Annotated in this window: 29 protein-coding genes and 2 pseudogenes; 21 read left to right on the top strand and 10 right to left on the bottom strand. The window is 63.8% G+C overall.

The genetic code is table 11. The annotated features are described in order from the left end of the window. Positions 1–57 precede the first annotated feature (57 nt). From rpsP to ACLLJI_RS12615, 11 genes are all read left to right on the top strand, one after another. Positions 58–465: a 30S ribosomal protein S16 gene (rpsP, locus tag ACLLJI_RS12665; protein WP_283561442.1), complete on the top strand. Its 408-nt coding sequence runs from the start codon at positions 58–60 to the stop codon at positions 463–465. Positions 466–470: 5 nt separating this feature from the next. Further along, positions 471–713 (top strand): RNA-binding protein, encoded by a 243-nt coding sequence (locus ACLLJI_RS12660; RefSeq protein ID WP_196396074.1) that lies wholly within the window; start codon positions 471–473, stop codon positions 711–713. 166 nt (positions 714–879) lie between these two features. Continuing rightward, entirely contained in the window at positions 880–1497 is a 618-nt protein-coding gene (rimM, locus tag ACLLJI_RS12655; RefSeq protein ID WP_434612738.1) for a ribosome maturation factor RimM, read from the top strand. Continuing rightward, positions 1498–2415, top strand: coding sequence for a tRNA (guanosine(37)-N1)-methyltransferase TrmD (gene trmD / locus ACLLJI_RS12650; protein WP_434612736.1), 918 nt, complete (start codon positions 1498–1500; stop codon positions 2413–2415). Positions 2416–2488: 73 nt separating this feature from the next. Continuing rightward, positions 2489–2956 (top strand): hypothetical protein, encoded by a 468-nt coding sequence (locus tag ACLLJI_RS12645; RefSeq protein ID WP_434612734.1) that lies wholly within the window; start codon positions 2489–2491, stop codon positions 2954–2956. 249 nt (positions 2957–3205) lie between these two features. After that, positions 3206–3565, top strand: coding sequence for a 50S ribosomal protein L19 (rplS, locus tag ACLLJI_RS12640; protein ID WP_283561446.1), 360 nt, complete (start codon positions 3206–3208; stop codon positions 3563–3565). 12 nt (positions 3566–3577) lie between these two features. Beyond that, a complete protein-coding gene (gene lepB, locus ACLLJI_RS12635; RefSeq protein WP_434612732.1) occupies positions 3578–4318 on the top strand; it encodes a signal peptidase I in 741 nt (246 codons plus the stop codon). Further along, the gene (gene lepB, locus ACLLJI_RS12630) at positions 4319–5311 is read left to right on the top strand and encodes a signal peptidase I (RefSeq protein ID WP_434612730.1); all 993 of its coding nucleotides are present in this window, start codon (positions 4319–4321) and stop codon (positions 5309–5311) included. Between the two features lie 13 nt (positions 5312–5324). Next, positions 5325–6434 carry a ribonuclease HII gene (locus ACLLJI_RS12625; RefSeq protein ID WP_434612728.1) on the top strand — a complete coding sequence of 370 codons (1110 nt, stop codon included), beginning with the start codon at positions 5325–5327 and terminating at the stop codon, positions 6432–6434. Positions 6435–6441: 7 nt separating this feature from the next. Then, positions 6442–6768, top strand: coding sequence for a DUF2469 domain-containing protein (locus tag ACLLJI_RS12620; protein ID WP_283561449.1), 327 nt, complete (start codon positions 6442–6444; stop codon positions 6766–6768). A gap of 99 nt (positions 6769–6867) precedes the next feature. Continuing rightward, complete coding sequence (locus ACLLJI_RS12615) at positions 6868–7224, top strand: YraN family protein (RefSeq protein ID WP_283561450.1); 357 nt, start codon at positions 6868–6870, stop codon at positions 7222–7224. 30 nt (positions 7225–7254) lie between these two features. On the opposite strand, the gene ACLLJI_RS12610 is transcribed toward ACLLJI_RS12615, so the two are convergent. Next, entirely contained in the window at positions 7255–8226 is a 972-nt protein-coding gene (locus ACLLJI_RS12610) for an acyl-CoA thioesterase (protein WP_434612725.1), read from the bottom strand. Between the two features lie 245 nt (positions 8227–8471). After that, positions 8472–8762 (bottom strand): hypothetical protein, encoded by a 291-nt coding sequence (locus tag ACLLJI_RS12605; RefSeq protein ID WP_434612723.1) that lies wholly within the window; start codon positions 8760–8762, stop codon positions 8472–8474. Between the two features lie 206 nt (positions 8763–8968). Between ACLLJI_RS12605 and ACLLJI_RS12600 the strand changes: the two genes are divergently transcribed. Further along, positions 8969–9334, top strand: a complete 366-nt coding sequence (locus tag ACLLJI_RS12600) for a YybH family protein (RefSeq protein WP_434612721.1) — start codon at positions 8969–8971, stop codon at positions 9332–9334. Here the strand turns inward: ACLLJI_RS12600 and ACLLJI_RS12595 are convergent. Further along, positions 9293–9970 (bottom strand): helix-turn-helix domain-containing protein, encoded by a 678-nt coding sequence (locus ACLLJI_RS12595; RefSeq protein ID WP_434612719.1) that lies wholly within the window; start codon positions 9968–9970, stop codon positions 9293–9295. The two genes, ACLLJI_RS12600 and ACLLJI_RS12595, sit on opposite strands and share 42 nt — an antisense overlap. Positions 9971–10067: 97 nt before the next feature. On the opposite strand from ACLLJI_RS12595, the gene ACLLJI_RS12590 reads away from it, so the two are divergent. The 4 genes and pseudogenes from ACLLJI_RS12590 (at position 10068) to ACLLJI_RS12575 (ending at position 15309) form a co-directional block, all read left to right on the top strand. Then, the gene (locus ACLLJI_RS12590) at positions 10068–10889 is read left to right on the top strand and encodes an EamA family transporter (RefSeq protein ID WP_434612717.1); all 822 of its coding nucleotides are present in this window, start codon (positions 10068–10070) and stop codon (positions 10887–10889) included. A 446-nt stretch (positions 10890–11335) separates the two neighbouring features. Further along, positions 11336–12276, top strand: a pseudogene (locus ACLLJI_RS12585) (ATP-binding protein); the annotation flags it as partial. Between the two features lie 598 nt (positions 12277–12874). Next, positions 12875–14093: pseudogene (locus ACLLJI_RS12580) on the top strand (IS110 family transposase). An 829-nt stretch (positions 14094–14922) separates the two neighbouring features. After that, entirely contained in the window at positions 14923–15309 is a 387-nt protein-coding gene (locus tag ACLLJI_RS12575; RefSeq protein WP_434612715.1) for a hypothetical protein, read from the top strand. A gap of 51 nt (positions 15310–15360) precedes the next feature. Here ACLLJI_RS12575 and ACLLJI_RS12570 read toward each other — a convergent pair whose 3' ends face one another. The 3 genes from ACLLJI_RS12570 to ACLLJI_RS12560 form a co-directional block, all read right to left on the bottom strand. Further along, entirely contained in the window at positions 15361–16173 is an 813-nt protein-coding gene (locus ACLLJI_RS12570) for an ExeA family protein (protein ID WP_434612713.1), read from the bottom strand. Continuing rightward, the gene (locus ACLLJI_RS12565; protein ID WP_434612710.1) at positions 16170–17645 is read right to left on the bottom strand and encodes a DDE-type integrase/transposase/recombinase; all 1476 of its coding nucleotides are present in this window, start codon (positions 17643–17645) and stop codon (positions 16170–16172) included. The genes ACLLJI_RS12570 and ACLLJI_RS12565 overlap by 4 nt, the downstream gene beginning before the upstream one ends. A gap of 76 nt (positions 17646–17721) precedes the next feature. Further along, entirely contained in the window at positions 17722–18210 is a 489-nt protein-coding gene (locus ACLLJI_RS12560; RefSeq protein WP_434612708.1) for a hypothetical protein, read from the bottom strand. 829 nt (positions 18211–19039) lie between these two features. Between ACLLJI_RS12560 and ACLLJI_RS12555 the strand changes: the two genes are divergently transcribed. Together ACLLJI_RS12555 and ACLLJI_RS12550 are read left to right on the top strand one after the other, a co-directional pair. Beyond that, a complete protein-coding gene (locus tag ACLLJI_RS12555; RefSeq protein ID WP_434612706.1) occupies positions 19040–19468 on the top strand; it encodes a hypothetical protein in 429 nt (142 codons plus the stop codon). A gap of 76 nt (positions 19469–19544) precedes the next feature. Next, entirely contained in the window at positions 19545–19895 is a 351-nt protein-coding gene (locus tag ACLLJI_RS12550) for a DUF3846 domain-containing protein (protein ID WP_434612704.1), read from the top strand. Between the two features lie 372 nt (positions 19896–20267). Here ACLLJI_RS12550 and ACLLJI_RS12545 read toward each other — a convergent pair whose 3' ends face one another. From ACLLJI_RS12545 to ACLLJI_RS12535, 3 genes are read right to left on the bottom strand one after another with little or no spacing between them, the layout of a single operon-like run. Then, positions 20268–21047, bottom strand: coding sequence for a carbon-nitrogen hydrolase family protein (locus tag ACLLJI_RS12545; RefSeq protein WP_434612702.1), 780 nt, complete (start codon positions 21045–21047; stop codon positions 20268–20270). A 36-nt stretch (positions 21048–21083) separates the two neighbouring features. Beyond that, positions 21084–22439 carry an APC family permease gene (locus ACLLJI_RS12540; protein ID WP_434612700.1) on the bottom strand — a complete coding sequence of 452 codons (1356 nt, stop codon included), beginning with the start codon at positions 22437–22439 and terminating at the stop codon, positions 21084–21086. Positions 22440–22448: 9 nt separating this feature from the next. Continuing rightward, positions 22449–23327, bottom strand: coding sequence for a carbon-nitrogen hydrolase family protein (locus ACLLJI_RS12535; RefSeq protein ID WP_434612698.1), 879 nt, complete (start codon positions 23325–23327; stop codon positions 22449–22451). Positions 23328–23421: 94 nt separating this feature from the next. On the opposite strand from ACLLJI_RS12535, the gene ACLLJI_RS12530 reads away from it, so the two are divergent. The 3 genes from ACLLJI_RS12530 to ACLLJI_RS12520 all read left to right on the top strand — a co-directional run bounded on the left by ACLLJI_RS12530 (position 23422) and on the right by ACLLJI_RS12520 (position 25935). Continuing rightward, the gene (locus tag ACLLJI_RS12530) at positions 23422–24180 is read left to right on the top strand and encodes a FadR/GntR family transcriptional regulator (RefSeq protein ID WP_434612696.1); all 759 of its coding nucleotides are present in this window, start codon (positions 23422–23424) and stop codon (positions 24178–24180) included. A gap of 272 nt (positions 24181–24452) precedes the next feature. Next, entirely contained in the window at positions 24453–24695 is a 243-nt protein-coding gene (locus tag ACLLJI_RS12525) for a hypothetical protein (RefSeq protein ID WP_434612694.1), read from the top strand. Between the two features lie 619 nt (positions 24696–25314). Beyond that, complete coding sequence (locus ACLLJI_RS12520; RefSeq protein ID WP_434612692.1) at positions 25315–25935, top strand: DUF1348 family protein; 621 nt, start codon at positions 25315–25317, stop codon at positions 25933–25935. 427 nt (positions 25936–26362) lie between these two features. Here ACLLJI_RS12520 and ACLLJI_RS12515 read toward each other — a convergent pair whose 3' ends face one another. After that, positions 26363–26815 (bottom strand): heavy metal-responsive transcriptional regulator, encoded by a 453-nt coding sequence (locus ACLLJI_RS12515; RefSeq protein ID WP_434612690.1) that lies wholly within the window; start codon positions 26813–26815, stop codon positions 26363–26365. Positions 26816–26932 lie beyond the last annotated feature (117 nt).

Genomic DNA, 26932 nt, shown 5'->3' with positions numbered 1-26932 from the left:
CCCCACGGGAGCGTGACATAGGGTTTGCCCTCTTCAGAACCAGGAGTGACCACAAAAGTGGCCGTAAAGATTCGCCTTAAGCGCTTTGGTAAAATGCGCGCACCGTATTACCGCATCGTTGTTATGGACGCGCGCGCCAAGCGCGACGGCCGTGCGATCGAAGAAATCGGCAAGTACCACCCGACCGAGGACCCCTCGTACATCGAGGTAGTTTCCGAGCGCGCCCAGTACTGGCTTGGGGTTGGCGCCCAGCCGTCCGAGCAGGTCGCCGCGATCCTGAAGATCACCGGTGATTGGCAGAAGTTCAAGAACCTGCCCGGCCAGGAAGGCACCTTGCGTGTCAAGGCCGACAAGGTTCCCTTCGTAGCTCCCGAGAAGTCCTCGGTCATCGTCAAGGAGGCCATCACCACGAAGGCCAAGAAGGACGACGCTCCGGAAGCAGCTGCAGAGACGACTGAGGCGTAGTCAGGATGCTTTCCGAAGCGCTCGAGCACTTGGTCCGGGGGATCGTTGACAGTCCAGATGATGTCAAGGTCAGCGTCAAGAACAACCGCCGCGGGGAATCCCTCGAGGTGCGCGTTCACCAGGACGACCTGGGCCGGGTGATCGGACGTCAGGGCCGGACGGCGCGCGCACTGCGCACCGTTATTGCCGCACTGGCCAACGGCGAACCGGTGCGCGTCGACGTCGTCGACACCGACCGCCGCCGCTGACTCACTGCAGCGCAGCAGCACGGTTTTTTCTGAACGCAACAGTCAAGGATTTTGGCCCCGGCACCGTAATGGTGCCGGGGCCAGTCTTTTTTCACCGGCCGGGCTCGGCCGCCATCAGCGGATCGCGTGGATATTCGCGCCCCGGAAACAGCAAAGAGGAGTTCTTATGCAGGTTCAGGTTGCCCGGATCGGCAAGCCGCATGGCATCAAGGGTGAGGTCACCGTTCAGGTGCTCACGGATGCTCCGGAGAACCGATTCGTTCCCGGGGTTGAGCTGACGGTGGAGCCGGCCACGCTGGGTCCGCTGACAGTGGTCAGCGCCCGCTGGAACAAGGACATTCTACTGCTCGCCTTCGACGGAGTGATGACCCGTAATCGTGCGGAGGAACTGCGCGGGGGCAAACTATTCGTGGAGTCCGACGAGGTGGACGACGACGACGACGATGACGCATGGTATGAGCACGAGCTGGTCGGCCTGGAAGTTCGTGTCGGGTCCGAGGTGGTGGGGAAGGTCAGCGGACTGAACACCATGCCGGTGCAGGACCTGCTGATCGTTACCACCGCAGCGGGCGAGGAGATTCTGGTGCCGTTCGTGGCGGAGATCGTGCCCGAGGTCAACATTGCCGACGGCTATCTGCTGCTGACTCCTCTGGAAGGGCTGTTCACGGTGAATGCTGAGCCTGGGGAAGAAGCGGCCGTGACGGATACGCGCAATACTGCGGATGCGACCGGGGAAAATGGACCTGCCGGGGAAGATGGCGCTGCCGGGAAAGACGCCGGATAGATGCGCGTCGATGTCATCAGTATCTTCCCTGAGTATCTGGCCCCGCTGGAGCTGAGCCTCATCGGGAAGGCCCGCCAGGACGGCATCCTGGATCTGCGCGTGCACAACCTGCGGGATTTCACCACGGACCGGCACCGTACCGTCGATGACACCCCGTACGGCGGCGGCGCCGGCATGGTCATGAAACCGGAGCCGTGGGCCCTGGCCCTCGAATCGGTGGCCGGGTCCCTTCCGCCGGTGACCGACCATCTGAGCCCCGACGATCACGGGGCGGCCGGGTCCCTTCCGCCGGTGGCCGACCATCTGAGCCCCGATGAACTTGGGGAGAGTGCCGCGCCGCGGTCCCCGGCGAAGCCGACCCTGATTGTGCCGTCCCCTGCAGGCGAGGTTTTTGATCAGGCATTGGCGTACCGGCTGGCCGAGGAAGAGCACCTCGTTTTCGCCTGCGGGCGCTACGAAGGCATCGACGAGCGCGTGCTGGAATGGGCGGCCGGCCCGTACGCGGTCCGGCCCGTCAGTCTCGGAGACTACGTCCTCAACGGCGGGGAGGTTGCCGTGCTGGCCATGGTGGAGGCCATCGGGCGTCTGCTGCCGGGGGTAATCGGCAATCCCGAATCGCTCGTGGAAGAATCCCACGCAGACGGACTGCTGGAATACCCGGTGTACACCAAGCCTTCCTCTTGGCGTGGGCGCGACATCCCGGACGTTCTGCTCAGCGGCAACCACGGCAGGATCGCCTCGTTCCGCCGGGACGAGCAACTGCGCCGCACCGTGGCACGCCGGCCGGACCTGATCGCCGCCCTTGACCCGGCATGCCTGAGCAAAGCGGAACGCGCCACGCTGTCGGATCTGGGTTACGTCGTCGTCGGCGGCCGTCTCAGCCCAGCCGCGTGCACTCAGACCGTTGGCGGACCGTGACAGAACCTCCCGCCCGTGAGATTCTCTAGATAGGTCCGCGTTGACGGACACCCAGCCCAGGGAGGAAGCGGCCATGCCAGAAGAGTCAGGTATCCGCCAGGACTTGCTGGACCGCATCGAAGGGAAGCGGGACGGCGTTAACGCCTATCTGCACCGGGTTCGGCCCCGCCGCAACCGGCTGACCAACATCAGCATTATCGGCAGTGCTCTTGCCGCGGTCCTTACTGCCGGGCCCGCCCTGGGCGGCGCTCCCTTTTCCTCCGGCGTCCAGCACATCCTATCGCTCCAGGACGACTCGACGGTCTGGCGGGTGCTCTGTCTGGCGGCGCTGGTAACGTCGGTTTCGGCCACCATCGCCACCAACCTGTCCAAATCCCAGGATATCTCCGCCGAGGTTATTGCCGCGGAGGCCTGCGACGCGGAGCTTGAGGGGCTGCGGACCTCGCTGGAGTTCGGCATGCTGCCCATCAAGGAGGCCGTCAAGCTGTACCAGCAGTATGTGGCGAAGGTGCCGTTTGTCGAGGACACTCCCGCCCGTTAGCCCGCCGGTGCCGGACCGGTGATTAACCCCGCCGGGGGGCCATGTGGCAGAATAGAACATTGTGTCCACTGGGTCCGCACCTGCCACAGGGGGAGCGTGACCACCGCAGCGGCACACCGGCCTTCCCCCAGCGGAACCGCCGGTCAAAACCAAACTTTCGGCGGAAACCTCCGCGGGCCTTTCGGGCTCCGGGCGTGGCTGCCGTGACACAAAAGCGAATTACCCGTGGCGTTCGCCAGGAGTGACACTATGCACATCCTCGATTCAGTCGATGCAGCCAGCCTGCGTACGGACGTCCCCGACTTCCGCGCCGGTGACACCCTCAAGGTTCATGTCAACATCATTGAAGGCAACCGCTCCCGCGTCCAGGTTTTCCAGGGCTTCGTGCTCGGGCGCCATGGCGACGGTCTGCGTGAAACCTTCTCGGTCCGCAAGGTCTCGTTTGGAGTCGGCGTAGAGCGTAAGTTCCCGGTGCACTCCCCGATCATTGAAAAGATCGAGGTTGTTTCCAAGGGTGACGTACGCCGTGCCAAGCTGTACTACATGCGTAACCTGCGCGGCAAGGCTGCCAAGATCAAGGAAAAGCGCGATATCGTTCCCGCCAAGTAAGGGATCCGCACTTTGAACCAAACGGAACGCCGGTCCAGGAAACTGGGCTGGCGTTTTGTTGTGCTGGCCGTGGTGCTGGTGGTGATTGTCAGCGCCGTGATCCGCAGCTGCTGGCTGGACGTCTATTACATCCCCTCGGAGTCCATGGAGCCATATCTGCTGACCGGGGACCGGGTGCTGGTGTCCCGCACGGACTACGCCTCCGCTACGGTCCAGCGCGGCGACGTCGTCGTCTTCGACGGCCGTGGCTCGTTTGCCCCGCTGAACAGCGGCAAGGGTCCCGTAGCTGACGCCGTCCAGACCGTCGGGGTCTGGTTGGGGGTGGCCGGAAGCGACACGGTGTACGTCAAACGCGTCATCGGCGTTGCCGGCGACCGGGTCAGGTGCTGTTCGACGGACGGCCGGCTGGAAGTCAACGGCGCGCCGCAGACGGAACCATACCTGTTCCGGCGCGACCGGCCCAGCGATTTGTCCTTTGACGTGGTGGTCCCGCAGGATAAATTGTGGCTGATGGGGGACCACCGCTCCGTCTCGGCTGACTCGCGGTCGCTGCTCGGGGCGCCCGGCGGCGGTATGGTTTCGGTAGAAAAAGTCATTGGCAGGCCGGTCCGGATTCTCTGGCCACTAAACCGCTTTGGACCGCTTGAGCGCACCGCATCCGAGCACCTTGCGTCTGCTCACGTAAAGTCTGATCACATAACGGTGCCGGCAATCATGCCGGCACCGCCGGCTACACAGAAGGACGCACAGTAAATGCCGCAGAACATCCCCGGCATCCCCGGCGAGTCTGAGCCGCGCAGTCCGAAGACGGACGACGACGGCGACGCTGCCGGCAGCGCCGACCGCGCCGCGGGTGGTCGGCTCCAGGGCGCTGCTGGCGGCGGCGACAAGCGCACGGCGGGCACGGCGTCGGTCGGATCCGAACGGCACATCCACGGGGTGCATTCCGCTTCCTCGCACCCTGCCGGGCACGGGGCTCATTCGGCGGCCGCACCCGATCACGACAAAACAGCCGGTGAGCGGCTGCGGCGCGGTGCACTGGCCTGGCTGAAGGAAGTCGGCACGATCATTGTGATCGCCCTGGTGCTGTCCTTCCTGATCAAGACCTTCCTGTTCCGCGCCTACTGGATTCCGTCGGGTTCGATGGAGAACACGCTGGAAGAAAACGACCGGATCTTCGTCAACCTGTTGGTCCCGCGTCCGTTTGCCCTCGAGCGCGGCGACATCGTGGTGTTCAAGGACAGCCAGCAATGGTTGCCGCCTGCCGCGCCGCAGCCGGCCGGCCCGCTGAGCTGGGTCAAGGATTCCCTGATGTTTGTCGGCCTCGTTCCTGACGAATCCCAGCAGCACCTGGTCAAACGCGTGATCGGGCTGCCGGGGGACAGAGTCATCTGCTGCGACGCGGGCGGCAAAATCACCGTCAACGGGCAGCCGCTGAACGAGCCCTACCTGTATCCCGGTGCGGCACCCGCCGATCCGTCCAAGCCATTCGACGTAACGGTCCCACCCAACGAACTATGGGTGATGGGCGATCATCGCAACAATTCAGCGGACTCCCGCGCCCATGTGAACACGCCGGGGAAGGGCTTCGTGCCGATCTCCGACGTCGAGGGGAGAGCCACCGTCATCGCCTGGCCATTCAACCGGCTGGCCATTCTGGGGAACTATCCGGACGTGTTCGGGAATGTTCCGGCTCCGTCCCCCGCCGCGGCGACCGGTACTTCTAAACCCTCCCAAGGCAGGTAAAGACGGTCCGGCCATGAGCACCTTTCCAAAAGCCGCAGCCCCGCGGGCCGAAGCTCTTCGCTCCGCGCCCCGCGCCACGCCGCAGGCGGCTCAACAAGTGGCTCCGCAAGCGGCTCAGAAGGGACGCTCTAAACCGACGTCCAAGGCCGCGGGAAGGAAGTCGGCCGCCGGCCAGGGCACCGGCACAACGGCAGCACCGACTCTGGTCTACGAACGCTCCTTCCTGTCCGACGGACACCGCCTGATTGCCGGCTGCGACGAGGTGGGCCGGGGTGCCTTGGCCGGGCCTGTCAGCGTCGGCATGGTGGTCATCGATGCCTCATCGCAGCGGGAGCTGCCCAAGGTCCGGGACAGCAAACTGCTCACCCCGGCGGCGCGGGTCGAACTGGTGCCGCAGATCAAAGACTGGGCCGTAGGCTACGGAATCGGGCATGCCACCGCCGCTGAGGTTGACGCCGTCGGCCTGATCGCCGCCCTGCGGCTGGCCGGAACGAGGGCGTGGCTGCAGGTGCTCGAATCGGGTGTCACGCCGGAAGCAGTCATTCTGGACGGCAATCACAACTGGCTCTCGCCCCGGACGGAACCCGGGGCGGCAACGCAGGAGCAGCCACACACACAGCTGTCAGTACAGATGCCCGAACAGGCACAGCAGCCGTTCAGTCTTTTTGACGAGGACTCGGACCTGGCTTCGGTGGCGACAACCGGGATGGAGCTGACGCCCGGTCCGGTGGCTATGCCGGAGAGGGTGCGGACCGCGGAAACGGGATGGACCACAGGTCCAGCGCCGGACGGGACCACAGGATCAAAGCCGGACCTAGCCGAAGAGGCGAGCGCCGCCGTCGTCCTTTCCTGCGACGCTCCGGTGTTCACCAAAATCAAGGCCGATTTGCAGTGCCTGAGCGTCGCTGCCGCCAGCGTGCTGGCCAAGGTCGAGAGGGACGGCATGCTGACCGAGCTCGACGCCGTCCTCCCGGACTTCGGTTGGGCCGTCAACAAGGGCTACGCCACGGCCGCGCACCGCGCCGCGATCGCCCTGCACGGGCCTTCGCAGTACCACCGGAAGAGCTGGCGGCTGACCGCTGAGATCGATCCCGCGGCCAGGGCAGGCTCGGGTAAGGGATGATGGAACCATGAGTGCCGAAGATCTGGAAAACTACGAGACCGACATGGAGCTCCAGCTCTATCGTGAATACCGTGACGTTGTGGGGCTTTTCAGCTACGTTGTGGAAACGGAACGCCGGTTTTACCTGGCCAATCACGTTGACCTGCAGGCACGCTCGGCCGACGGCGAGGTTTACTTCGATCTGACGCTGCAGGACGCCTGGGTCTGGGACGTTTACCGTTCCGCCCGTTTCGTGAAGAATGTCCGCGTCATCACATTTAAGGACGTCAACGTCGAAGAGCTGGTTAAATCCGACGATCTGACGATTCCCAAGGACGGACCGCTGGGCAACTAGCCCTCTACAGCCGGTCCGGGGCCCTGCAGTGCCCACATCTGCGGCACCGCCACTTCCTAGTGCCCGGGAGCACCAGCCACGCTGGTGGTGGAGGTGCTCATGAAAGCGAAGGACGTTCTCGGACGACGCGGCGAAGTCCTGGCCGCGGACTACCTGGAAGACCGCGGCATCCGGGTGATCGACCAGAACTGGCGGTGCCGCAGCGGAGAAATTGACCTTGTCGCCTTCGACGGGACGTGCCTGGTGATTGCCGAGGTCAAGACCCGGCGTTCGTTGCGCTATGGGCACCCCTTCGAGGCCATTACGCCAGCCAAGCTGAACAGGCTGCGCACTTTGGCTGTGCTGTGGTCCCGGGACCATGGCGTCTTCCCGCCCTCGATCCGCATCGATGCGGTGGCCGTGCTCGACGACGGCGTGGCTGAACCCGTGCTGGAGTATCTGAAGGGCGTGGGATAGCCCGGTCGAAGATGTCCCCGCAATCCGGTGCTACCCCAGCCGGGTAAGAAGGTGGTTCGGCAACCGATTCCCCGGGGCGCGGCCGCGGATCTCCAATAGCTCGCGCGCGTGTGCCTGCAGGCGCCTGTCCTCGTCGGAGCGCGGCAGGAAGGTCGGAACCGGGACAGCGGTGCCGCTTTCGTCGCGGGCCACCATGACGGTTAGGCAATAGGTCGTCAGGTGCATCTCTCGGCTCTTGGGCTCACCTGACCTCACATGAACGGCAATATGCATTCCCTTGTTGCCCGTGTAGACCAGCCTCGCTTCAACCTCCACCACATCTCCGATCAACAACGGTCGGTAGAAACGCACTCCACCGGAAAAGACGGCCACCGTGTCCATGCCGCAGTACCGGGAGGCACAGACGTAAGCGGCTTCATCAATCCAAGCCATGACAGTACCGCCGTGGACTTTGCCTCCCCAATTCACGTCGGTCGGCGATGCAAGGAAACGCAACGTCACCCGTTCCGCTGTTCCGGCTGCGGTGTATTCCTGACGACTCATCGCCGCAACGATTTCTTCACGCACCGTGATCCGTGCGACGGCCTGGTCCCTTTTTTCGATTTCCGGGATTGTCCTTGGCACATACGGTGATACCGGGACCGGCTTGCCGTCAGGACCTACTGCCACAAAGATCACCAAGCACTGGCTCCGCATGGTCGCTTCGCCGCCGCGCACATCCCCGGAAGAAACCACTGTCTGAATGTGAAGGGAAGAGCGTCCCGTATAAATAATGGTCGCTTCAACCTCAACCATGTCTCCGCTGTTAACCGGATCGGCAAAGTGGATGTTCCCCACGTAGGCGGTGACGCAGTAGGACTTTGCCCACCCGACTGCGACGGCATAAGCGGCCTTGTCAACCCAGGCAAGGACAGTGCCCGCGTCTACGGAACCACTGTGCCCAATGTCCGTTGGTGCGGCGAGGAAACGCAAGGTTACGACGTTACTGGCTGTCTCATTCATTGGATCCGGTCTCCTCCGTGGCGTTCCTTGTGCAGGATCAATCCGGCGGATCACGCGCACCGGTGATACTGCCTCCACCATTCTGTCTTGAAATGCTGTCCTGAAGACCTTCGTTAGGTCGTGTGACGTTCGTTACTGGCTCCGATTGTGGCTATAGTCACTCGGCCGGTACGGAGCCGTCGCCGGTATGGATCAGGTCGTAGGGCAGCGTGTGGGCGAGCCCACCAGGCTTGGCCACCATAGCGTCATCTTGATTGCTTCGTTGAAATCCGCTCCGGTGTGGCGGATGAACAACTCCACTGCCTGGTCGGGGTGCCCGGAACCCAGGGCCTCCTGCCGGCGTTGGGCGAAGTCAGCCGCGGGCTCTCTTGGACGTTCCCGGTCAGGTAGGGCGGTTCGTAGACTGCGAGCTTCGTAATCGGCACTCCGCCTGCCGCGGCCTCGAGTGCGAGGATTCCACCCGAGGAGTGGCCGTAGACAGACGCGGTCCCGCCCACCGCGTTGACCAGCGTCCGAAGGTCTTCAACGACCGTCAATAACGCTGCGGCACAGGGCGTGCTGCGTCACCTGGGGCTCTAAGTCACCCAAGTCAGAGAAGACCTCGTCAGGGGTCTGCATCATCGCATCGCACCACGCTGACGCGCGTTGAAGGTTTCCCCATATCGGCATTCGTTTCCCTCGTCGGTGTTGGGTGGGACTATCAGAGTGCGCATGGCCATCAATACCGACGGAAGGACCTGACGTGAGCGACGATGGAGAACGGCAACGGGCGCGGGAGCCGGAGGACTTGAGCCGGTTCTTTGCCGAGAGAGCGAATACCGGTGATGTGGAGGGTCTCGTGGCGCTTTATGAACCTGACGCGGTCCTTGCCTTGCCTAATGGGGACGTGGCGGCCGGTGCGCAGGCCATCCGCGACGCTTACCAAGCGCTCCTGGCCGGTCGGCCCGCATTTAACAACGGTTACCAGGCACCCGCGTTGGTGAACGGGGAATTCGCACTTACCTCTACTGTCCTCCCGGGCGGAGCGACTGCCGAGCTGGCGCGACGTCAACCAGATGGCACGTGGCTATGGGTAATTGATCGGCCCAACATCCTTGCTCCAACATGACGATGGGTCGTTCAAGGTCCCGCTCAGTTCGTCCCGGTCCTCCTGGCCGACGATAGGCTCGAAGACGACAAGGGTGAATCGCGCTGTCCGTGTCTGAGCGGTCGCCTGTTTGTCGGGCTGATTCCAGGCATATGTGTGCGCAATTGTGCCGGTAAATGATGCGGAGTCGCCGGTGTTGAGTATTTCGGTTTCCTCGCCCAGGACCAGTCGGACCGCGCCTTGGCGGACCTGGATCAGTTCCCGGGTTCCGGCCGGGTGGGGGCCGCCCTCATAACTGTCGCCGGGTCCGAGGGTCCAGTCCCAGAGTTCCACGACTTTCGGCGGTGCGGTTCCGGCGACGAGTTTCGCGCTTCCGCCGGCTTTACCGCGCCAAAGGACGGGTGCCTCGTCGCGCCGTGTGACCTCGAGGCTCGGTTCTCTGGTGACGGCCAGCAGCTGGGGCAGTCCGATCCCCAACGCATCGGACAGAGCCAGCAAGGAAGCGAGGGTCGGATTGGTTTGCCCCTTTTCGACCTGAATCAGCAGGCGGCGGCTCACCCCGGCTGTGCCCGCCAGACGGTCCAGGCTCCATCCTCTTGCCAGACGCGAGGCCCGCACCGTGCCCCCGATCGCCGCCGTCACGTTTTCAAGGTCCATGCGGCCATGCTACCGTTCCAACAGTGCATTAGAGTGCACTATTCGAGCGTACTCTGGTCCTGCCCGGAAGGATCCTGTTGCGGGAAGGTCTTGCTGAATGAGTGTCTTGTTCTCGCTTGGGGCGTCCTTGCTGTGGGGCACCGCGGACTTTCTCGGCGGACGGGCGAGCCGGAGGCTGCCGCTCCTGACGGTCATGCTCTTCAGCCAAGTGGCGGGTCTCCTTGGGTTATTGCTGGTCCTGGCCTTCCGTCAACACGTCGACTTTGGCGCCGGAGGTTGGGGCATGGCTGCCGGGATCACAAGCCTGGGCAGCCTCGCCTGCTTTTACCGCGCTTTGGCGGTCGGGACGATGAGTATCGTGGCCCCGATAGTCGCCACGTCCGCAGCGGTTCCGGTGATCGCCGGATTCGCGATGGGCGAACGGCCTTACCCCGCCGCCGTCGGCGGAATCGTCCTCGCCCTGATCGGTGTGGTCCTGGCAAGCCGGCAACCAACACGTGCGCCGGTCACTGACCATCACCGGAGCATCGTTCTGGCCCTCGTCGCGGCATTTCTGTTAGGACTTCAGCTGGTTTTTCTTCAGCAGGCAGGGCATGTCGATGCCTTCACAGGCGTGGCCGCGAGCCGACTGACGAGCGTCGCCTGCTTTTCCCTTATCGCCCTTTTCGCCCGGCCGCCCGTAGCGGTCCGGCAGCTGCCCGGCGTCGCCCTCATCGGGGTGCTCGATACCGCAGCCAACCTCGCCTTCACTGTAGCCACGCTGAACGGTTCGCTCCCCGTCGTCGCCGTCTTGAGCAGCCTTTTCCCCATGGTTACCGTGGCTCTGGCCTATCTGCGCCTCCACGAGCGGCTGACCCGCGCCCAGCTCGTCGGCATTGCCGTGGCCGTCACCGGTGTTCTACTGATCGTAAGCGCGTAAAGGAGACGAATAATCATAACCCTGCCCGATACGTGCGGGTTCGACTGGATCTTCATAACGAGTGCCAGGCGGGACGGATCCCGCCTGGCACGGAGTTCCGGACCAGACTGGGATTGACAGGAACCGCCATCTCTTGACTACTTTGAAGCAGTTGATGGATGGCGCGAGCTGGGTAACTTGTCCTCTACAGCGGGCTCGGACATCCGAGCCGCCCACATCTTGGATCGTTCCGCTTCCGATGCTCAGGCCTGTGCGCCACCCTGATGGTGGAGGTGCTCATGAAAGCGAAAGATGCTGTTGGCTGGCTGACCCGGATGCAGGTTCTTGGCATGCCGTGTCCCGGGGAGCACAGGGTTCCCCTGCTCCCGATCTGCATCGACACCGCGTCGGTGCCCGGTGACGGCGTGTGCGAATCCGTGCTGAAGTCTCTAAAGGGCGTGGGATAGGTGTCCATGGGCCGGGCTTTTTCGGTGGCCTTGGTAGGGCTGGAGGGGCACATCGTTGAGGTCGAGGCGGATATCGGACAGACCCTGCCGAATTTTGTGCTGCTGGGTCTTCCCGACGCGTCCCTGAATGAGGCCAAAGAGAGGATCCGGGCCGCGGCCCACAATTCCGGCATTCCCCTGAGCAGACGCAAGATCACCGTCAATCTGGTGCCCGCGTCGTTGCCGAAGAAGGGGTCGGCATTTGATCTGGCCATCGTGATGGCTGCGCTGAGTGCTGCCGGGGACGTGCGCGGCACCGGCCGTACCGTTTTCATAGCGGAGTTGGGGTTGGATGGCAGGTTGCGTCCGGTGCGCGGGATTCTCCCGGCCGTGATGGCGGGCATGCGGGCGGGGTTCAGCGAATTCGCCGTGGCGGCGGCGAATCTCGGAGAAGCCCAGCTGGTGCCCGGGGCGAATGCCAGGGGGTATCAGTCGCTGGCTAGGGTGGCCCTGGATTTTGGGGCCAATGCGCAGGAGCTGATGTTGGAGGACATCGGTGACGCGGAACCTTCGTTCTCTGCGGCAGCAGCAGTCGGCGAGCCGTCAGTGGGGCCGGATCTGATCGATGTTGCCGGTCAGGCCGAGGCGCGGATGGCGCTGGAGGTCGCCGCCGCGGGCGGCCATCACCTGCTGCTGGTGGGTCCTCCGGGTGCCGGGAAGACGATGCTGGCCGAGCGGCTGCCGGGGCTATTGCCGGACCTCGATGATGCCGAGGCAATGGAGGTGACGGCCATTCATTCGCTGGGCGGCCGCGATCAGGTCCTTTCGCTGATCCGCCGGCCGCCTTATGAGCGGCCGCACCACACCGCCAGTACCGTCGCCATCATCGGAGGGGAAGCGGCCTTCCCCATCCCGGTTCCGCCTCCCGGGCCCATCGAGGTGTGCTGTTCCTCGACGAGGCAAGAAAATCGCGAGCACCCCACACTTCTCGTTCATTTTACCAGCCGGTCGGGTGCGACAAGGCTAGCGGGGAGTTCAGCCTTGGCCAGTTACGCTCCAGCCGTCGTCCGGGCTCGGCAGTGCTCATGGGCTGCAACTCTGCGGCAGCGTTGCTGGTGAAAGCTCTTTTTCGTCCCATCACTGACGGACGGGCTGGTCCCACGGTGGTGTGCAGCTGGTGCGGGTATTCAAGGGCTTCATCAGTCCCGGTGCCCGCAGGTTTGCGCCATGGAAATGTGCGTCCGCTTCGCGGCCGACCGTTAATTCCGGCCCGCAAAAAGAGCACGGTCCGGTCCCCACTATTTTTTGGTTGCTGTCCTTATGGTGTTGACGGGTGGTTCTGTGGCCGTTGTAGGGTCGTGGCTACCCAGGGGAGGCGGGTATGGCTTTGGTTGCTGTGGCCGGACGATCCAGGTCGTGACGGCTTCGAAGGATTGGCCGCCCGCACTCTCCGCGATGACCCGACCGCTGATTGAGAGACGCGACATGATCGCCGGATAAGGACACGACGGCGCGGTTATCTGCTGGGATTTCACCCATCCGACAGACTGGAGGCCTGTTTTGACGAAATTGTGGGCCGGTATCGATGCCGGCAAAGCCCATCATCACTGCGTCGTGATCGACGCCGAGGGAAACCGGCTGCTCTCGCAGAGAATCCCTAACGACGAACCGGCTCTGCTGGAGCTCATCGCCAACGTCCTGGAACTCGGCGACGGGGACGAGGTTATCTGGGCGACGGACCTGAACCACGGCGGGCCGGCGCTGCTGATCGCCATCCTCGCCGCCCACGGCCAGAACGTCCTGTACATCCCGGGCCGAATCGTCCACCACGCCTCCAAGCTTTACCGTGGGGAGGGCAAAACGGATGCGAAAGACGCCGCTGTAATAGCTGACCAGGCCCGGATGCGCCGCGATCTGCAGCCGCTGCGGGCCGGGGACGAGATCAGCACCGGGCTGCGGATCCTCACCGCCCGCCGGGCCGACAAATCCGCGGACCGGGTCCGGGCCATCAACCGTCTGCAGGCCCAGCTGCTCGAGTACTTCCTGGCCCTGGAGCGTGCCTTTGACTACAGCCGCTCCAAAGCCGCCCTGTTCCTGCTCACCAAACACCGCACACCGGACGGGATCCGCCGCACCGGTCAGGCCAGGCTTCAGGCCTGGTTGAAGAAACACGGCGCCCGCTCCTCCGCCGCGATCGCCACCGCTGCGGTCGATGCCGCGAAATCCCAGCACACCACCGTCCCCGCCCAGCACATCGGGGAACTGATGGTCGCCGCCCTCGCACAGGAAATCATCACCCTGAACAAGGAACTGGCCGAGCTGGACGCGCTGATCAGCGAGAAAGTCACCGAACACCGGCACACCCGGACCCTGCTGAGCATGCCCGGCTTCGGCCCCGTCCTCGCCGCCGAATTCCTCGGCGCCACCGGCGGAGACCTCACAGTCTTTGAAACCGCGGACCGGTTCGCCGGCGTTGCCGGCCTCGCCCCCGTGCCCAGGGACTCGGGCAGGATCACCGGAAACCACCACCGGCCCCGGCGCTATGACCGCAGGTTCCTCCGGGTGTTCTACCTCTCTTCACTCTCGGCGCTGAAAAGCTGCCCGGCCTCCAGGGCCTACTACGACCGCAAACGCGGTGAAGGGAAAACCCACATCCAGGCGATGCTCTCCCTGGCCCGGCGCCGCCTGAACGTCCTCTGGTGCCATGCTCCGCGACGGCACCACCTACACCCCGCCCCGGGCTCCGGAAGCCCGGCTGGCAGCCCGGCTGGCTGCCTGACACCGCGTACGTGCCCGCTCGACCGGTTCCTCCGTCCTGCGGACGGCGGCGCTGCCGGGCCCTCAAGGAGGAACCACCGGACGGCAATGAATCACCGACTCTGCCCCGGACCTTTGCTCCGCAAAGCCCCGGACCGAGGGAACTCTCCGATGAGCGCAGCGAAGAAGTGACGGTTGGCGGGCCATGCGACGCCGAAAGCGGGAGGAAGCCACGACCGAGCAGCGGCCAGCGTCCCACGACGCCGGCGCAACCATCAAGACGAAGAAGACCAAACAATAACGTCATCCGCGCGGCCCGGTCACCGGCATGAAATCCGGAAGCAAAGCCAGGCTGATCTGCGCCGTGGCGGCATACACGCGCTCTTTGGCTGACGGGACATCGGCGGAACTCCGTAAAGTAGTAGTAGTAGGAGTACTCCTACTACTCCTTGGCTCTCTTACGGCCTTATCCTGCGCCCCGCGGCCTGGAACACCTCCGGGAACGACCACGGAGGTTCTGCCGCGGGCCGCGTCAGGCACGGATAAGGGCCTCGCTGCGCTCGGGCAGCACAAGCATTTTTTCCTGTCCTTTTTTGCTGCTGTCCTGCGGATCGTACGTGCCCGCTCCACCGGCGCAACCGTCCTGCGGACGGCCGCGCAGCGGATGGATTGTGCTCGGCGCTGCCGCTTATTTCCTCACACAACCCCTCGGCTGCTTGCCCTTCGGGTTGCCCCGGCTCCGTCGGGCACAGCTACGCGATGCTCCGCCAGCAGGCAAAAAACATGGTGGGGGAGAGGGAAGCCCGTTCTTGAGGCACCCGCCCCGCCCGAGTGAAACGGAGCATCACCTCATGAGGCAAACAACAACCACCCGCCACCGAACTGTTGACACCGCGGAGACGGTGATCGCACCGGTCCTTCCCGCCGACGACCGGGCAGGGGACGGGTATGACTGGATGGATAGCCTCGAAAACACCGCCTGGTCCGTGCTGCCGAATTGGGGCAGTGAAGGATGGGATGCCGGATCCTGGCCCTACATCATCTTCGCTGTCGCCCGCACCCGCGACGGGAACGGTGAACTGTTCGGCTACGGCACTTACGTCGAAGGCGACACGGCCACGCACTGGTTCCGGTCCCAGCTGTTATCCGTCGCGTTGTTTGACGATAGGGCCGTCGTCTTTGGTGACGATGGTTCGGGTATGGAAACGCCCCGCCGGTGGTGCCCGGCGGGGCGTTGATTGTCATGGTGACGTGGTGGTCGTCATCGGTGACGGGGGCGCTGGTCGGGTTTATTCACTGTTTTCGGTGATCGCGGATTGGGCGGCGCTGACGTCCACGATGGATTTGTTGCCGGCGTAGGTTGCGATCAGGGAGGCGACGGCGAGGTTGTTCACTGCTCTGGGGTAGCCGCGGGATGCTTGATGGATCGCGGTGATCGCGTCATCGGAGAATAGCGGGTCGGATCGGCCTGCATAGGTGAGGTGGTGCCGGATGTAATCGGTGGTGTCTGTCGGCGCCATCCCGGTGATCGTGTAGCGGGTGGAGATTCGTTGGTCCAGGGCGGCCAGCACGGCGAGTTTGAGTCGTCGGCGCAGGGTTGGTTGACCGATGAGCAGCAGCGCGAAGTGCGAACCGGTGTCCATCTCGGTGTTCGTGAGCATGCGCAGGGCTTCCAGATCGGTGTTGGAGAGCAGGTGGGCTTCATCGATCACGACAACGGGTAAGCGGGAACGCTCGTCGAGTTCCCCGGCGAGCAGGGACGCGGTTTGGGAGGCTAGGACGCCGGAGTAGAAGGCTGGCCCGCCGCCGAGGGCGGTCACGATCGCGGTGTGGATCCCGCGCATCGTGATCGTGGGGTCCGGGATGTAGATGATCTGGTGCCGGGATGGTTCGAGTTGTTTCAGGGCTGCCCTGACGGCGACGGTTTTCCCGGCGCCGACTTCACCGGTGATCACTCCGAGTTGGCGTTGGGAGACGCACCAATCGATCCTCGCGATCGCTTCGCGGTGGGAAGGGTGGGCGTGCAGGGCTTGGGGCGGGAGGTCCCTACCGAAGGGCATGCGGGTGAATCCATAGTGGGCTTGTAAACGATCGATACTCATATGTTTAGTTCCTTAGCGGTCCCGGTGGTGCTGGCGGTGTTGGTGGTCCCGGCGGCGATTTTGTCGAAGCTGATGGGCGCTCCGACCATGGTGTCTTTATGCCGGTCCGCTACCATGCGCAGGTAATCGATCCCGGAGGACGCGTTGACGGCCCCGGTATCGGCGTCGTTAACGGCTTTGGCTGCTTTGTGGTGGACGTGGCGGCGGATCTCCAGCAGGACCGCTTCCCCGGCCGGGACCCCGCCGGCGGCACTAACGCTGATGGCACCGGTCAGGTCGAAGGGATCGTAGATCAGCTCAACGCGTTTCCCGGCCAGCAACGGGTCGACTTGGTAGATGTTGGGCTGCAGGGAGACCGTCGCTGATTTTGTCACTGTTCGGTGCGCGGACCAGCGGAACGCTTCGGCAATGATGTCCGGGTCCCGGCGGTCCGGGCGCCGGTTCGCCCAGCCGGTATCCCACCGGGCTAACGGTGTTTGTCCGGTAGTGGAGTGGATGGCTTGGTGGTAGACCATTTCCACCCAGGAACTGAATAACGCGTTCAGCTCCTCCAAGGACGAGATCGTGGTCCCGGCAGTATCCTGGACCGTAGCGCCGGTGGCGGGTTTGACGTCATCGGTTTTGTTGGCGCCGGCGGGTGTGATTTCGGTGAGGAATTGGGACGTGACCGTGTTGAAGAACCGCTCAATTTTTCCTCTGCCTTGGGGTCGGTAGGGTTTGGAATGAGTGAGCCGGATACCGAGCCTGGCACAGGTGCGGGCGAGGGATTCATCAGCAAAAGCTGAACCGTTATCAACATAGACAATTCCGGGAATCCCGCGGGATTGCAGGGCCGGGCGCAGTGCCGCCGAGAGCCTGACGGAATCTTCAGCGAAAGCCCACCTCGCGGCGGTGACGAGGCGGGAATGGTCATCGAGGAACGCGAATAAATAGGTTTTACGTCCGCCGATTCGCGGTCCGTGCAGCCCGTCGCCGACCCAGAGCTCGTTGGGGTGGTCGGCTTCGAATCTTCCGAAGACTTCCCGGACCCCGGTGGGGATATCCAGGGTCCGGAAGTGACGCAGCAGTGTTGATTCCGAGGGCGCGTCGCCGAGAGTGTCGATCATGATCCGCCGCACCTGCGCCGAAGTCCGGGCGGGTTTTTCCCGTTTGAGGACCGCCGCCAGAGACAACACCTGTTCCGGGGTAATCATGCCCTGGGCGCGGGGTTTGGGTTTGAGTCCGTCGAACCCGCCGACACGCCAGGCACGGATCCACCGGTCGATCGTGTCCTTGGAGACCTGGATGGTCCCGCCGAACGGGCCAGGATGCACGGTCGCGGCAAGGGCCTTGACCATGGGACCGCGTTGGCGGGTAGTGACGGAGTCGTCCGCGGCTTCACGGATGAGCTGGTAACGGAATAACGCGATTTTCTCCGCTCGCTCTTTCCGGGCAAGACCATCACGGGAAGCGGTGCTGTGGGAGCCGGCCATAGGGCTCTCCTCTCAACTTAGGCAGGGTTTACGCCTGCCCCGGGTCGGGGAAGGTGCTTCCCACAGCGTGCCGGACCTAGAGTGCCGGGCATAAGGGCGGGTTCGTGTTGGCACTGTTTTCCCACCAGGGACGACAGAACAACCACCCGTTGCAGACAGCGATCCCGGTCTGTTCCCACGCCACCGTAACGACGGCGCCGAACCTCTGGCCCAGGACCTTCGAATAAGCGGCCAAGACCGAGAGTGCCTGCCCGGCGGCAGTGCCAACTGGTTTGGGCCAGATCCGGGCCGCGTCCGCGGCGTCACGGACCGTAAAAGCTGTGAATTTCTCTATGATGATCCCGGCGCAGGCAGCAAAGGTGCGTAACCAGTCACGCACCGTGGAGGCGGGCCGGCTCAACCGGACAGCGATAACCCGGTGCCCGGCGCCGGTAGCCGTCTTGGCTTCTATCGCGGCGGCGATCACTGCCGCGCTATCGGCCCTCCGTGCCGCCAAAGTAACCGCCAGCAGCACATGCGTGACAGCGCACCCCGAGCACCGGGCCCGGCGGGGACGATGCTCCATTAGTTCCCGCCCGGAGCTGGTGCCATGGCGAATAACGCGGACCCTCGCCCAACCCCACGGGCGTAATCTCCCGGCGCATCCGGGGCACGAGAGGCGGCCGTCCAACAATTCTGACTCGACAACCCCAAGATCATGATTTACCGTGAGCATCAGCGCGGCCTTCCGCGTTAGAACGGCCCGGCGTGGAGGTTTCCAAATTCGCATGCCGGGCCATTCGCTTAACTGGTCATCGTCACTCTGACGCCGCCGACCAACTTAAAGCAAGACCCTGCAGACAAAACCAGTATCGTCGCCAGCCATGACGAGGCCACCGTCAAACAATGCGACGCCCAACACCAGGACGCCTGCTTCGAAGCGATCACCGCCGAGGTCTTCTTCCACTGGAAGTCCGGACAGTCCCACGGCCCGGACAACCTCCCCGCCACGACCGCCGCTCTGCCACCTGCGGACCGTAAGCCCTACCCGGGCTGGACGGACTAGAAGCCCCCTCCGGCGTCCCGGCCACAAACCGGCCGGGGCACCCGAGCGGCACGCAAACATCCGTTGACAACATCATTGAGATTCCTGCGGATTCTAGGCGTCCGCTCCAGCCCGTCCAGCCCCTCCTGCGTCGGGGCCTGCGGTGCAGGAAATGTCCCTCCGGCGCTCCTGTGTCGCTGATTTCCTTGCGGGAATTTCCTCCCCCTTGCCCTGCGGGTAGACAGGGCTCCGTCGGCCGCCGAGCAAGCGAGCTTGCCAGCAACCAAAAAACAACGGGGGGAGAGGGGACGCTGGCCGGTCACCTGAGCCGCCCCACCCACCGAATCCTTGGGCAAAAAGGAGCAACACCATGAACGCAATCGCAACCAAGACCGTGACCACGAAAGACACCGGGGAAACCATCGACGGCGTGACCGTGCTGGGCGACTACCACCTGAACGGAGGCTACGACTGGATGGAACTCATCGAAGCCGAAGGCTGGGCAGTTGTCCCGAGCTGGGGCTGTGACGGCTGGGACCTGGGCCAGTGGCCCTATGTCATGGTCGCGGCCACGCGGACCGCTGACAGCATCGGCAACCTGTTCGGAGTCGCCACGTACTGCGAGGGAGACGTGAGCTGCACCTTCTACCGGACCAAGGCCCGGCAGTGGGAAGCGATCACCGAACAGGCGTTCTTCCACTGGAAGAACGGACAGGCCCACGGCCCGGACGACCTCCCGGAAGCCGCCGCCGAACTACCGTCCCGCTACCGGATGCCCTACACGGTCAACGCCGCCTAACCAGCGCCAGAGCCGGCGCCCCGCCAAACAGCGGCGGGGCACCGCACCCCCGAACCACCTGAGAGGACAACACCTGATGAGCACCTGCACCGCCCTGATCATCCCCGCCGACGGACACGGACCGGCACGGGTCGAAACCATCGACGCATCACTGGAAAACCTGCAAACCCTCGTGGCCGGAAACATCGAAGCCGTGAGCGGGGATGACTGGCACTTCTACCTGAACGAGGAAGGCAAAATCCTGAACCTCGCCCCTAACCGCCGCGCCGCGCTCCTGGTCCTTGAAGAAACCGGAGCCCTGACCGACGTGTACTGCGGGACTGCCGTGTTCCAGGGCGAGACGGAAGACGGCGACGAGGCCGACGTGCCCGAGGAATTGATCGACCTCGCACAGCAACTCTTCGGACTGCACCAGCCGGTGAGCTGACCCATGAGGCGGTGGCCGGTCCTGCCGGGCCGGTCACCGCTGGCGGACCGCCACCCGCCCGGGCTTTTGAGCGGGAACCCTGGGCGGCGCGACCAGCCACCCGCTGGACAACAGTGCGCAGATCCTGGGGTACCGGTGAATGGTTCGCAGAGCTCACCCAAATACAGGCGCCCGTAGGATCGGCGGCCTGGACGAGATGATCATTCCCTCCACGCCGGTGGAATGAGGGTCCGGGATATCCAGCATAACTTTGCCGGAACACTGAGCCCAGGAACCACCGGACCCGGGCGCAGCCGCCCCGGGCGGCAATGAATCACCGTCTCTGCCCCGGATCTTTGCTTCGCAAAAGCCCCGGGTTACCGCCGCCACTGGTTACAGCCGGCGTTGGCGGAACATCGGGAATAACTCCCGCACCCGTGCCACCGTCTGCGGGGAGATGTCCACCGCTGCGATGCCGGGTGCGAGCCCGAGATCGATTTCAGTGACCCCCATCGGATCGACCAGAATGCTGCGCCCTACCGAGATCGGCGGCGCTTGACACACCCCGGCTACGTAGAGGCTGTTCTCGATGGCGCGCGCTGTATTCAGCGCCAGCCACTGCTCGGTTTTATGGGTGCCCGGCACCCAGGATGAGCAGACGAGCAGGACCTGGGCGCCGGCGTCGGCCAGTTCCCTGGCCAGCTCCGGGAAGCGAAGGTCATAGCAGGTCATCAGGCCAAAGCGCGTTCCCCCGTGCTCGAACACCACCGGATCAGTGGACGGGCCCGGCTTGATGAACGTGGACTCCCCGAAGCCCTGCGCATCGAAGAGGTGGATCTTCCGGTAGCAGGCCAGCCGGCTCCCGTCCGGCCCGAACGCCACCAAGGTGTTGTACGCCTTGCCCGGCTCGTCCGCGGTCTCCACCACGCCCGCCACCAGCGCGATGCGGTGGCGGCGGGCAGTGCTGGCCAGTTCCTGGCAGATGGGACCGTCCAGCGGCTCAGACATCACGGGGAACGTAGCGTCCACGGTCTTCTTCTCGTAGGTGGCATATTCCGGGAATGCGATCAGCTCGGCGCCGTCGCCCACGGCCTCGGCGGCGAACCGGTCGATCACGGCGAGATTTGCCTGGATGTCGGTGCCCGACTCCAGCTGCCCGAGCGCTATCCTCACGGTTATTCCTTCTCTCCGGTCAGGGGGCGGCCCTGGTCAGGCTGCAGCTTCAACGGTCGCTTTCTCCGTGGCCGACATTTCCGGCGGCGCCGTTTTGAAACCACGCGTGATCAGGGCCAGGACCACGACGCCCAGCACCAGCCATGACAGTCCCAGCGTAATCGCGTTGCTGTCCAGCTGGGAGAGCAGGTAGGCGCAGATGATTGCTCCCACCACCGGGACCACGACGTAGGACACGCGGTTCAGGTTCTGCCCGGCGCGGCGCTGCCGGACGTAGTGGAACACCACGGAGACGTTGACCAGGGTGAAAGCGGTGAAGGCGCCGAAGTTGATGAATGAGGTAGAGGTGGCTACGTCCAGGAAGATCGCGATCAGGCCGACAATGCCGGTAAGGATCAGGTTCACCACGGGGGTGTGGAACTTCGCGCTGAGCCGGCCGAAGACCGCCTTGGGCAGCACGGAGTCCCGACCCATGGCGTAGAGCAGGCGCGAGGCGCTGGCCTGCGCCGCGAGGCCGGAGGCGAACTGAGCCACCACCAGGCCGGCGAGGAACACGGCTCCGAACAGCTGACCGCCGATCTGCAGTGCGATGGAGCTGGCCGCGGAAGCCGAGTCCTCGAACACCCCGCCGGGGTGGACCAACTGGGTCACGTAGGCCACCGTCACGAAGATCCCTCCGCCGATCAGGGCGATGAGCATGATGGCGCGGGGCATGTTCTTTCGTGGTTCGATGGTCTCCTCGGTGAGGGTGGTGACGGCGTCGAACCCCAGGAACGAGTACGCCGCGATGGCCGCACCGGCGGAGATGGTGGTGAAGCTGGAGGTGTCGTTGAAGAACGGCTGGGTACTGGCCAGGCCGCCGGCACCCGAGGTGGACACCACGTTGCCGATGGACAGCGCCACAAAGAACACGATGACCAGCAGCTGGAACGCCATCAGCACGTAATTGGCCTTGTCCGCCACCTTGATGCCCAGGATGTTCAGGGCCGTGGTGATGAGGATGAAACCAACGACCCAGACACCGATGGGGATTTCGGGGAACTGTGCGCTCAGATAGGAGCCGCCGATAAGCCAGATCACCATGGGCAGGAAGAGGTAGTCCAGCAGGATGGCCCAGCCCACCAGGAACCCCACCCTGGGATCGATGGACCGCCGGACGTAGGTGTAGGCGGACCCGGCCACCGGGTGTGCGACGGCCATCCGGCCGTAGCTGTGCGCCGTGAAAAGCATGGCCACGAGCGCCACCAAGTAGGCGGCGGGTGATGCCCCGCCGGTGGCTTCGGCGATGATGCCGAAGATCCCCAGGACGATCAGCGGAGTCAGGTACGCCAGGCCGAACAGGACCAGAGAGGGCAGTTTCAGGGTGCGCGTGAGGGTGGGTGTTGTTGTCACGGTGTTTCCTTAGGCGTTGAAGGACTGGGGAGCCCAGGTGGCCGGGGTGATCCGGCCCTGGTAAATGGGCAGTTCAATGGCGTCTTCGCCGTCGCGGAACTGGGACCAGGGGCGGTTGAGGTTTTCGGTGCCGTGGTTCCTGACATGCTCGACGGCGGCAAGGTCGAGTTCGGCCGTGAGCAGTACCGGGGTGTCGTCGGGCGCCTCGGTGAGGGTGTTGCCCTCGGGGTCCACGATGATGCTTCGGCCCTTGCCGGTGGGACCGGCGCAGTTGACGCTGACCATAAAGACCTGGTTCACGATGGCGTTGGCCTTGGCGAGCACCAGTTCCTGCCGGCGGTCCGGCGTCGTGGTTTTCACGACGTTGAGGATGACTTCGGCGCCCATCCAGGCGAGCTGGCGGGACACCTCGGGGAACCACGCGTCGTAGCAGATGTTCAGGCCTACCCTCCCTATGTCGGGGAGGTCCACGGTGGTGAACCGGTCGCCGGGGTCGTAGGGCTCGAAGGGCCGCCAGGGGAAAACCTTCCGGTAATAGCCGGCAAGCTCGCCCTCCGGGGAAAGAACCAGCTGGGTGTTGAACAACTGCCCTTCCGGGCCTCGCTCGCACACACTGCCAGGGACCAGCCAGATGCCAAGATCCCCGGCGATCTGCCGCAGTTCCTTGACTCGGGGGCCCTCCAAAGGCTCCGCGGAAGCCTGGAGCGCTTCCGTGCGCTGCTGGTCGGGGTCCGAATCCCCGAACAGGTGAAGCTCCGGAAAGACCACCAGCTTGCTGTGGGGCTGGACGGCGAGGGCGGCTTTGACCTCGTCCGCAAACGCCGAGACTGGCTCGCCGATGAGCCGGGGTCGGGCCTGGGCTGCGATGAGGGGAAGGATGCGTTGCATGGTTATCTCCATGTTTGGATGTGATCTGCACTATAATTAGATCAGAATGATCTAATTATAGGAAGAGGGAGGACTAGGCCGTAAAGTAGCGGATATGACCCGTCAGTTGGAGGACACCGCCGACACTTCGCCAATCGAGGCCGGAAGGCTGGCCGGCATTGACCGTCGCAGCGCCATTGACGCGGTGCGGCTTCGGATCGGCATGGCGATTTCCCTTGGCCTGCTGAAGCCTGGCGATCGCCTGCCCGATCAGGAGGAAGTTGCCCTGGGCCTGTCGGTCAGCCCGATCACCGCCCGCCGCGCCCTGGCGAGCCTGGCGGAGCACGGTGTGGTGGTCCGCCGGCGCGGCCGGGGCGGTGGAACGTTCGTTGCCGACGAGCCCCCGCGGAGCGTGCTGGCTGAACTCTCCGCATCACCGGCCGAGTCCCGGGCCGTGAACCGGATGGTGGACCGGAGGCTGCTTTTCGAATGCGCCGTGACGCACTACGCGGCGGTAAACGCCACGGCAGAACAGCTCGATGAGCTCGAACGGCTGACCCATGACATGGCCGAATCTGCGGACTGGTCCGACTACCACAAGGCAGACGAGCAGTTCCACCAGCTGGTGGGCACTGCGTCGGGGCTGGGCACCGCGGTGCAGGAATACCACGAGACTCTGGCACAGCTCTACGCGTACTTCATCCCCTACCCGATCCAGCTCCTGCATAAATCGAACTACGACCACATCGCACTGGTGGCGGCCCTACGGGGACGCGATGTCCAGGAAGCCGTGGAGGTCTCGCGCAAACACGTGGACATCCTGCACCGGACGATGTTCATGGGCCTGACGAACGGCGGCGCCACCTCCGAGTGATGAACGACGGCGTCGACTCAAGGTGGATGCCTTTCGGGCATCCGGGGGAGCCCTTGTTGACCCATGTCCAGAGGTCCGGGAAGGCGCCTTCGTTGCCCGATATGGGAAGTCCCGGTTCAGCGACAGTTTATAGATGCGGTGTTGACGTCGCGTGGTGGCTCTTTAGCTTGAGAGAGGGCTTCGACCTCTGCCGTGAGCCCTTGGATCTAACGGGGCCGATACATCCCCGTTAGCTCTGCGTGGCCTCCAGCAACAAGTCAGGCTCACCCAGCGTGGCCACAGACGACAAACGCGCTGCCTACGACGCAGGCCGTTACATCCCGGAGTTCGGTCACCGCCGTCTCGGCCCCCTCACCAGCGACGCGGGCTCGGCCTACATGGCACACAAACGCCCACGGCGTCCCTCCACGCCGTGGCCGAAGGCCAATGCGTTCCTCTCACAGCAACCGGCAGTCCCCAACTCCATGTCGTTCAGGTGGGAACCGTTCGGCCCAGTCCTGGTGGGCTCCGACTAAGTTGACACAATCATGCCATCACGGGCAGCACCGTTCCGCTGCCCACAACCGGGGTCAATCCTCACGGGTTATCCACCGCTACGGAGGCCCGTGAACTACCCCCCCCCAACGGCTCCCAATTTCCAGCCGCGGATATCCCTGACTGGCCCCCCGGCTGTGGACAGCTCAAAGTCACCTTCAGCTCCGGCAGGACGGCCCAGGAAGCTGCGTGAGCCGGTTCAGGCTGCTGAACCGGGTGCATCCCAGACGCTGACCGCTTACAGTACGCCAGGATTGAAACCGTCAGGATGAGATCCGAGACCCGCGACAACACCCGGCAAAAAATTGAAAAAGGACTTCATTCTGACAGACGAGAAGGCATCACGCCTGACGTCTAGTTGGAGTACACACCAACTTGGCAGCCCACGGCACCTTCAGGAGCACTGGGCCTCCGACGAGGGGAAGTCAGTTAAATAGTCCTATAGGGGTAGGTGGTCAGCCTTTTGCGGGCTGGCGAATCGACAGATAGTGAAAATTGCGGCTAGGGATCATTGGGCGTTCATCAAGCATCCTGCAGTAGTTCCGCGCCAACTTTCACGCCTCGTTCCTCTCCTCTAATGTGTCAACCGACTAGACTGGCGTGATCGCAGCGCCAGCGTTCGTCTCGACGCGTTTTCCGCTGGTCGGCGAGGCGATCGCACTGGTCAAGACGTCGAGCGGGAAAGAGTTCGGTCGAGCGGCCGGGCGGCAGGCCGTAAACGAGGCCGGCAGAAGGATAGGCACAGCCATGACAGAGGATAAGCCGCCGTTCCCGCCCTTCACGCGTGAGACCGCGACGCAGAAGGTCCGGGCCGGTGAAGACGGCTGGAACGCGCGCGATCCGGTGAAGGTCGCTTCCGCGTACACGGTCGATAGCTGGTGGCGCAACCGGTCGGAATTCGTCGAGGGGCGCGATGCCATCATCGCTTTCCTCACCCGTAAGTGGCAGCACGAACTCGAATATCGCCTGATCAAAGAGATGTGGGCGTTCGAGGGCAACCGCATTGCTGTGCGCTTCGCCTACGAGTACCACGATCCAGACGGCGCGTGGTTCCGTGCGTACGGCAACGAGAACTGGCACTTTGACGAGCACGGACTCATGCGTTGGCGGCATGCGAGCATTAACGACGTGCCGATCAAGGAATCCGAACGCAAGTTCAACTGGTATCGTAGCGGTCCCCGTCCGCTTGACCACCCGGGCTTGAGCGACTTCGGATTCTAGCCTGTCCTTTCGCGTTAACCCGTCGCCTCCGACACCAGCGTGGCAGCCATGTGATCGAGGTATTGGGTGACTCGGCTTAGGCAATGGCAAACTCCTGGCAGGTCAAGGTTCTGCTCCCGGGTGGAGACCCGCGTATTAGCGGATGCGGTGTGCAGCCATGGGGGGTCCCTTCTCAAAACTCGATTCCGGGCCTTGGTTCGGCTGTACCGTTCCGAGAACTATTTGTGAGAATCAGGGGTTAGTGGCCAATCCCGTGTTCGAAGTGCTGGTGTTCCGCGGCAGAACGCCGCGCTGGAGCGGGGAACGACATGCCCGGGGATTCTCGATTCGTGGTCTTCTCGGAATACTTCGTTTGCGAGAATACTTCAGGTAACGAACCGGCGGATCCCAAGGGTGGCTGCAAACGCTCATTGGCAATCTTCAGGTCTCAGGCGTTGTTCAGTTGCCGGCCGTGCGTCTGAATGTTTTCCATACGGCGGTGTCCGGCATTAATGATTGGGCATCCGTCGTGTGCTTCGCCGGGGGGAGGCTCGGAGTCGCGCGTGGTGAGCAGTGCGGATCTCAGTACGGTCAGGTGGGTGATGGTGTCGTCTATGTCTTGGAGGCGTTGGGTGAGCATGCTGCGGACGGTTGCGCAGGGCGGTGTTCCTGATTTTTCCTGCATGGTGAGGATGCCCGCTATGTCGTCGAGGGCGAGTCCGAGGGAGCGTGCGCGCCGGATGAACGCCATGGTGTCAATATCGTCGGGGGTGTACAGACGGTATCCGCCTGGGCTGCGCGGCGGGGTCCGGATCAGCCCGCGTCGCTCGTAGAGCCGGATCGCTTTGGGCGTGAGGCCGGTGTCTTTGGCAGCCTGGCCGATCGTGAGCAGGGTTCCCATTTTTTCCTCCCTGTATTGACGTTACCCCCGGGTCAAGGTTTTAGCGTGGGATGTACGAGGACGTGGAAGAAAATGGCTCTACAACTAGGTGAGGTTTACCGTTGTCCGGATGCGTCG

Source organism: Arthrobacter sp. A5, from assembly GCF_051131705.1.
Lineage (GTDB): Bacteria > Actinomycetota > Actinomycetes > Actinomycetales > Micrococcaceae > Arthrobacter_M.
This window is presented reverse-complemented; position numbering and strand designations above follow the sequence as displayed.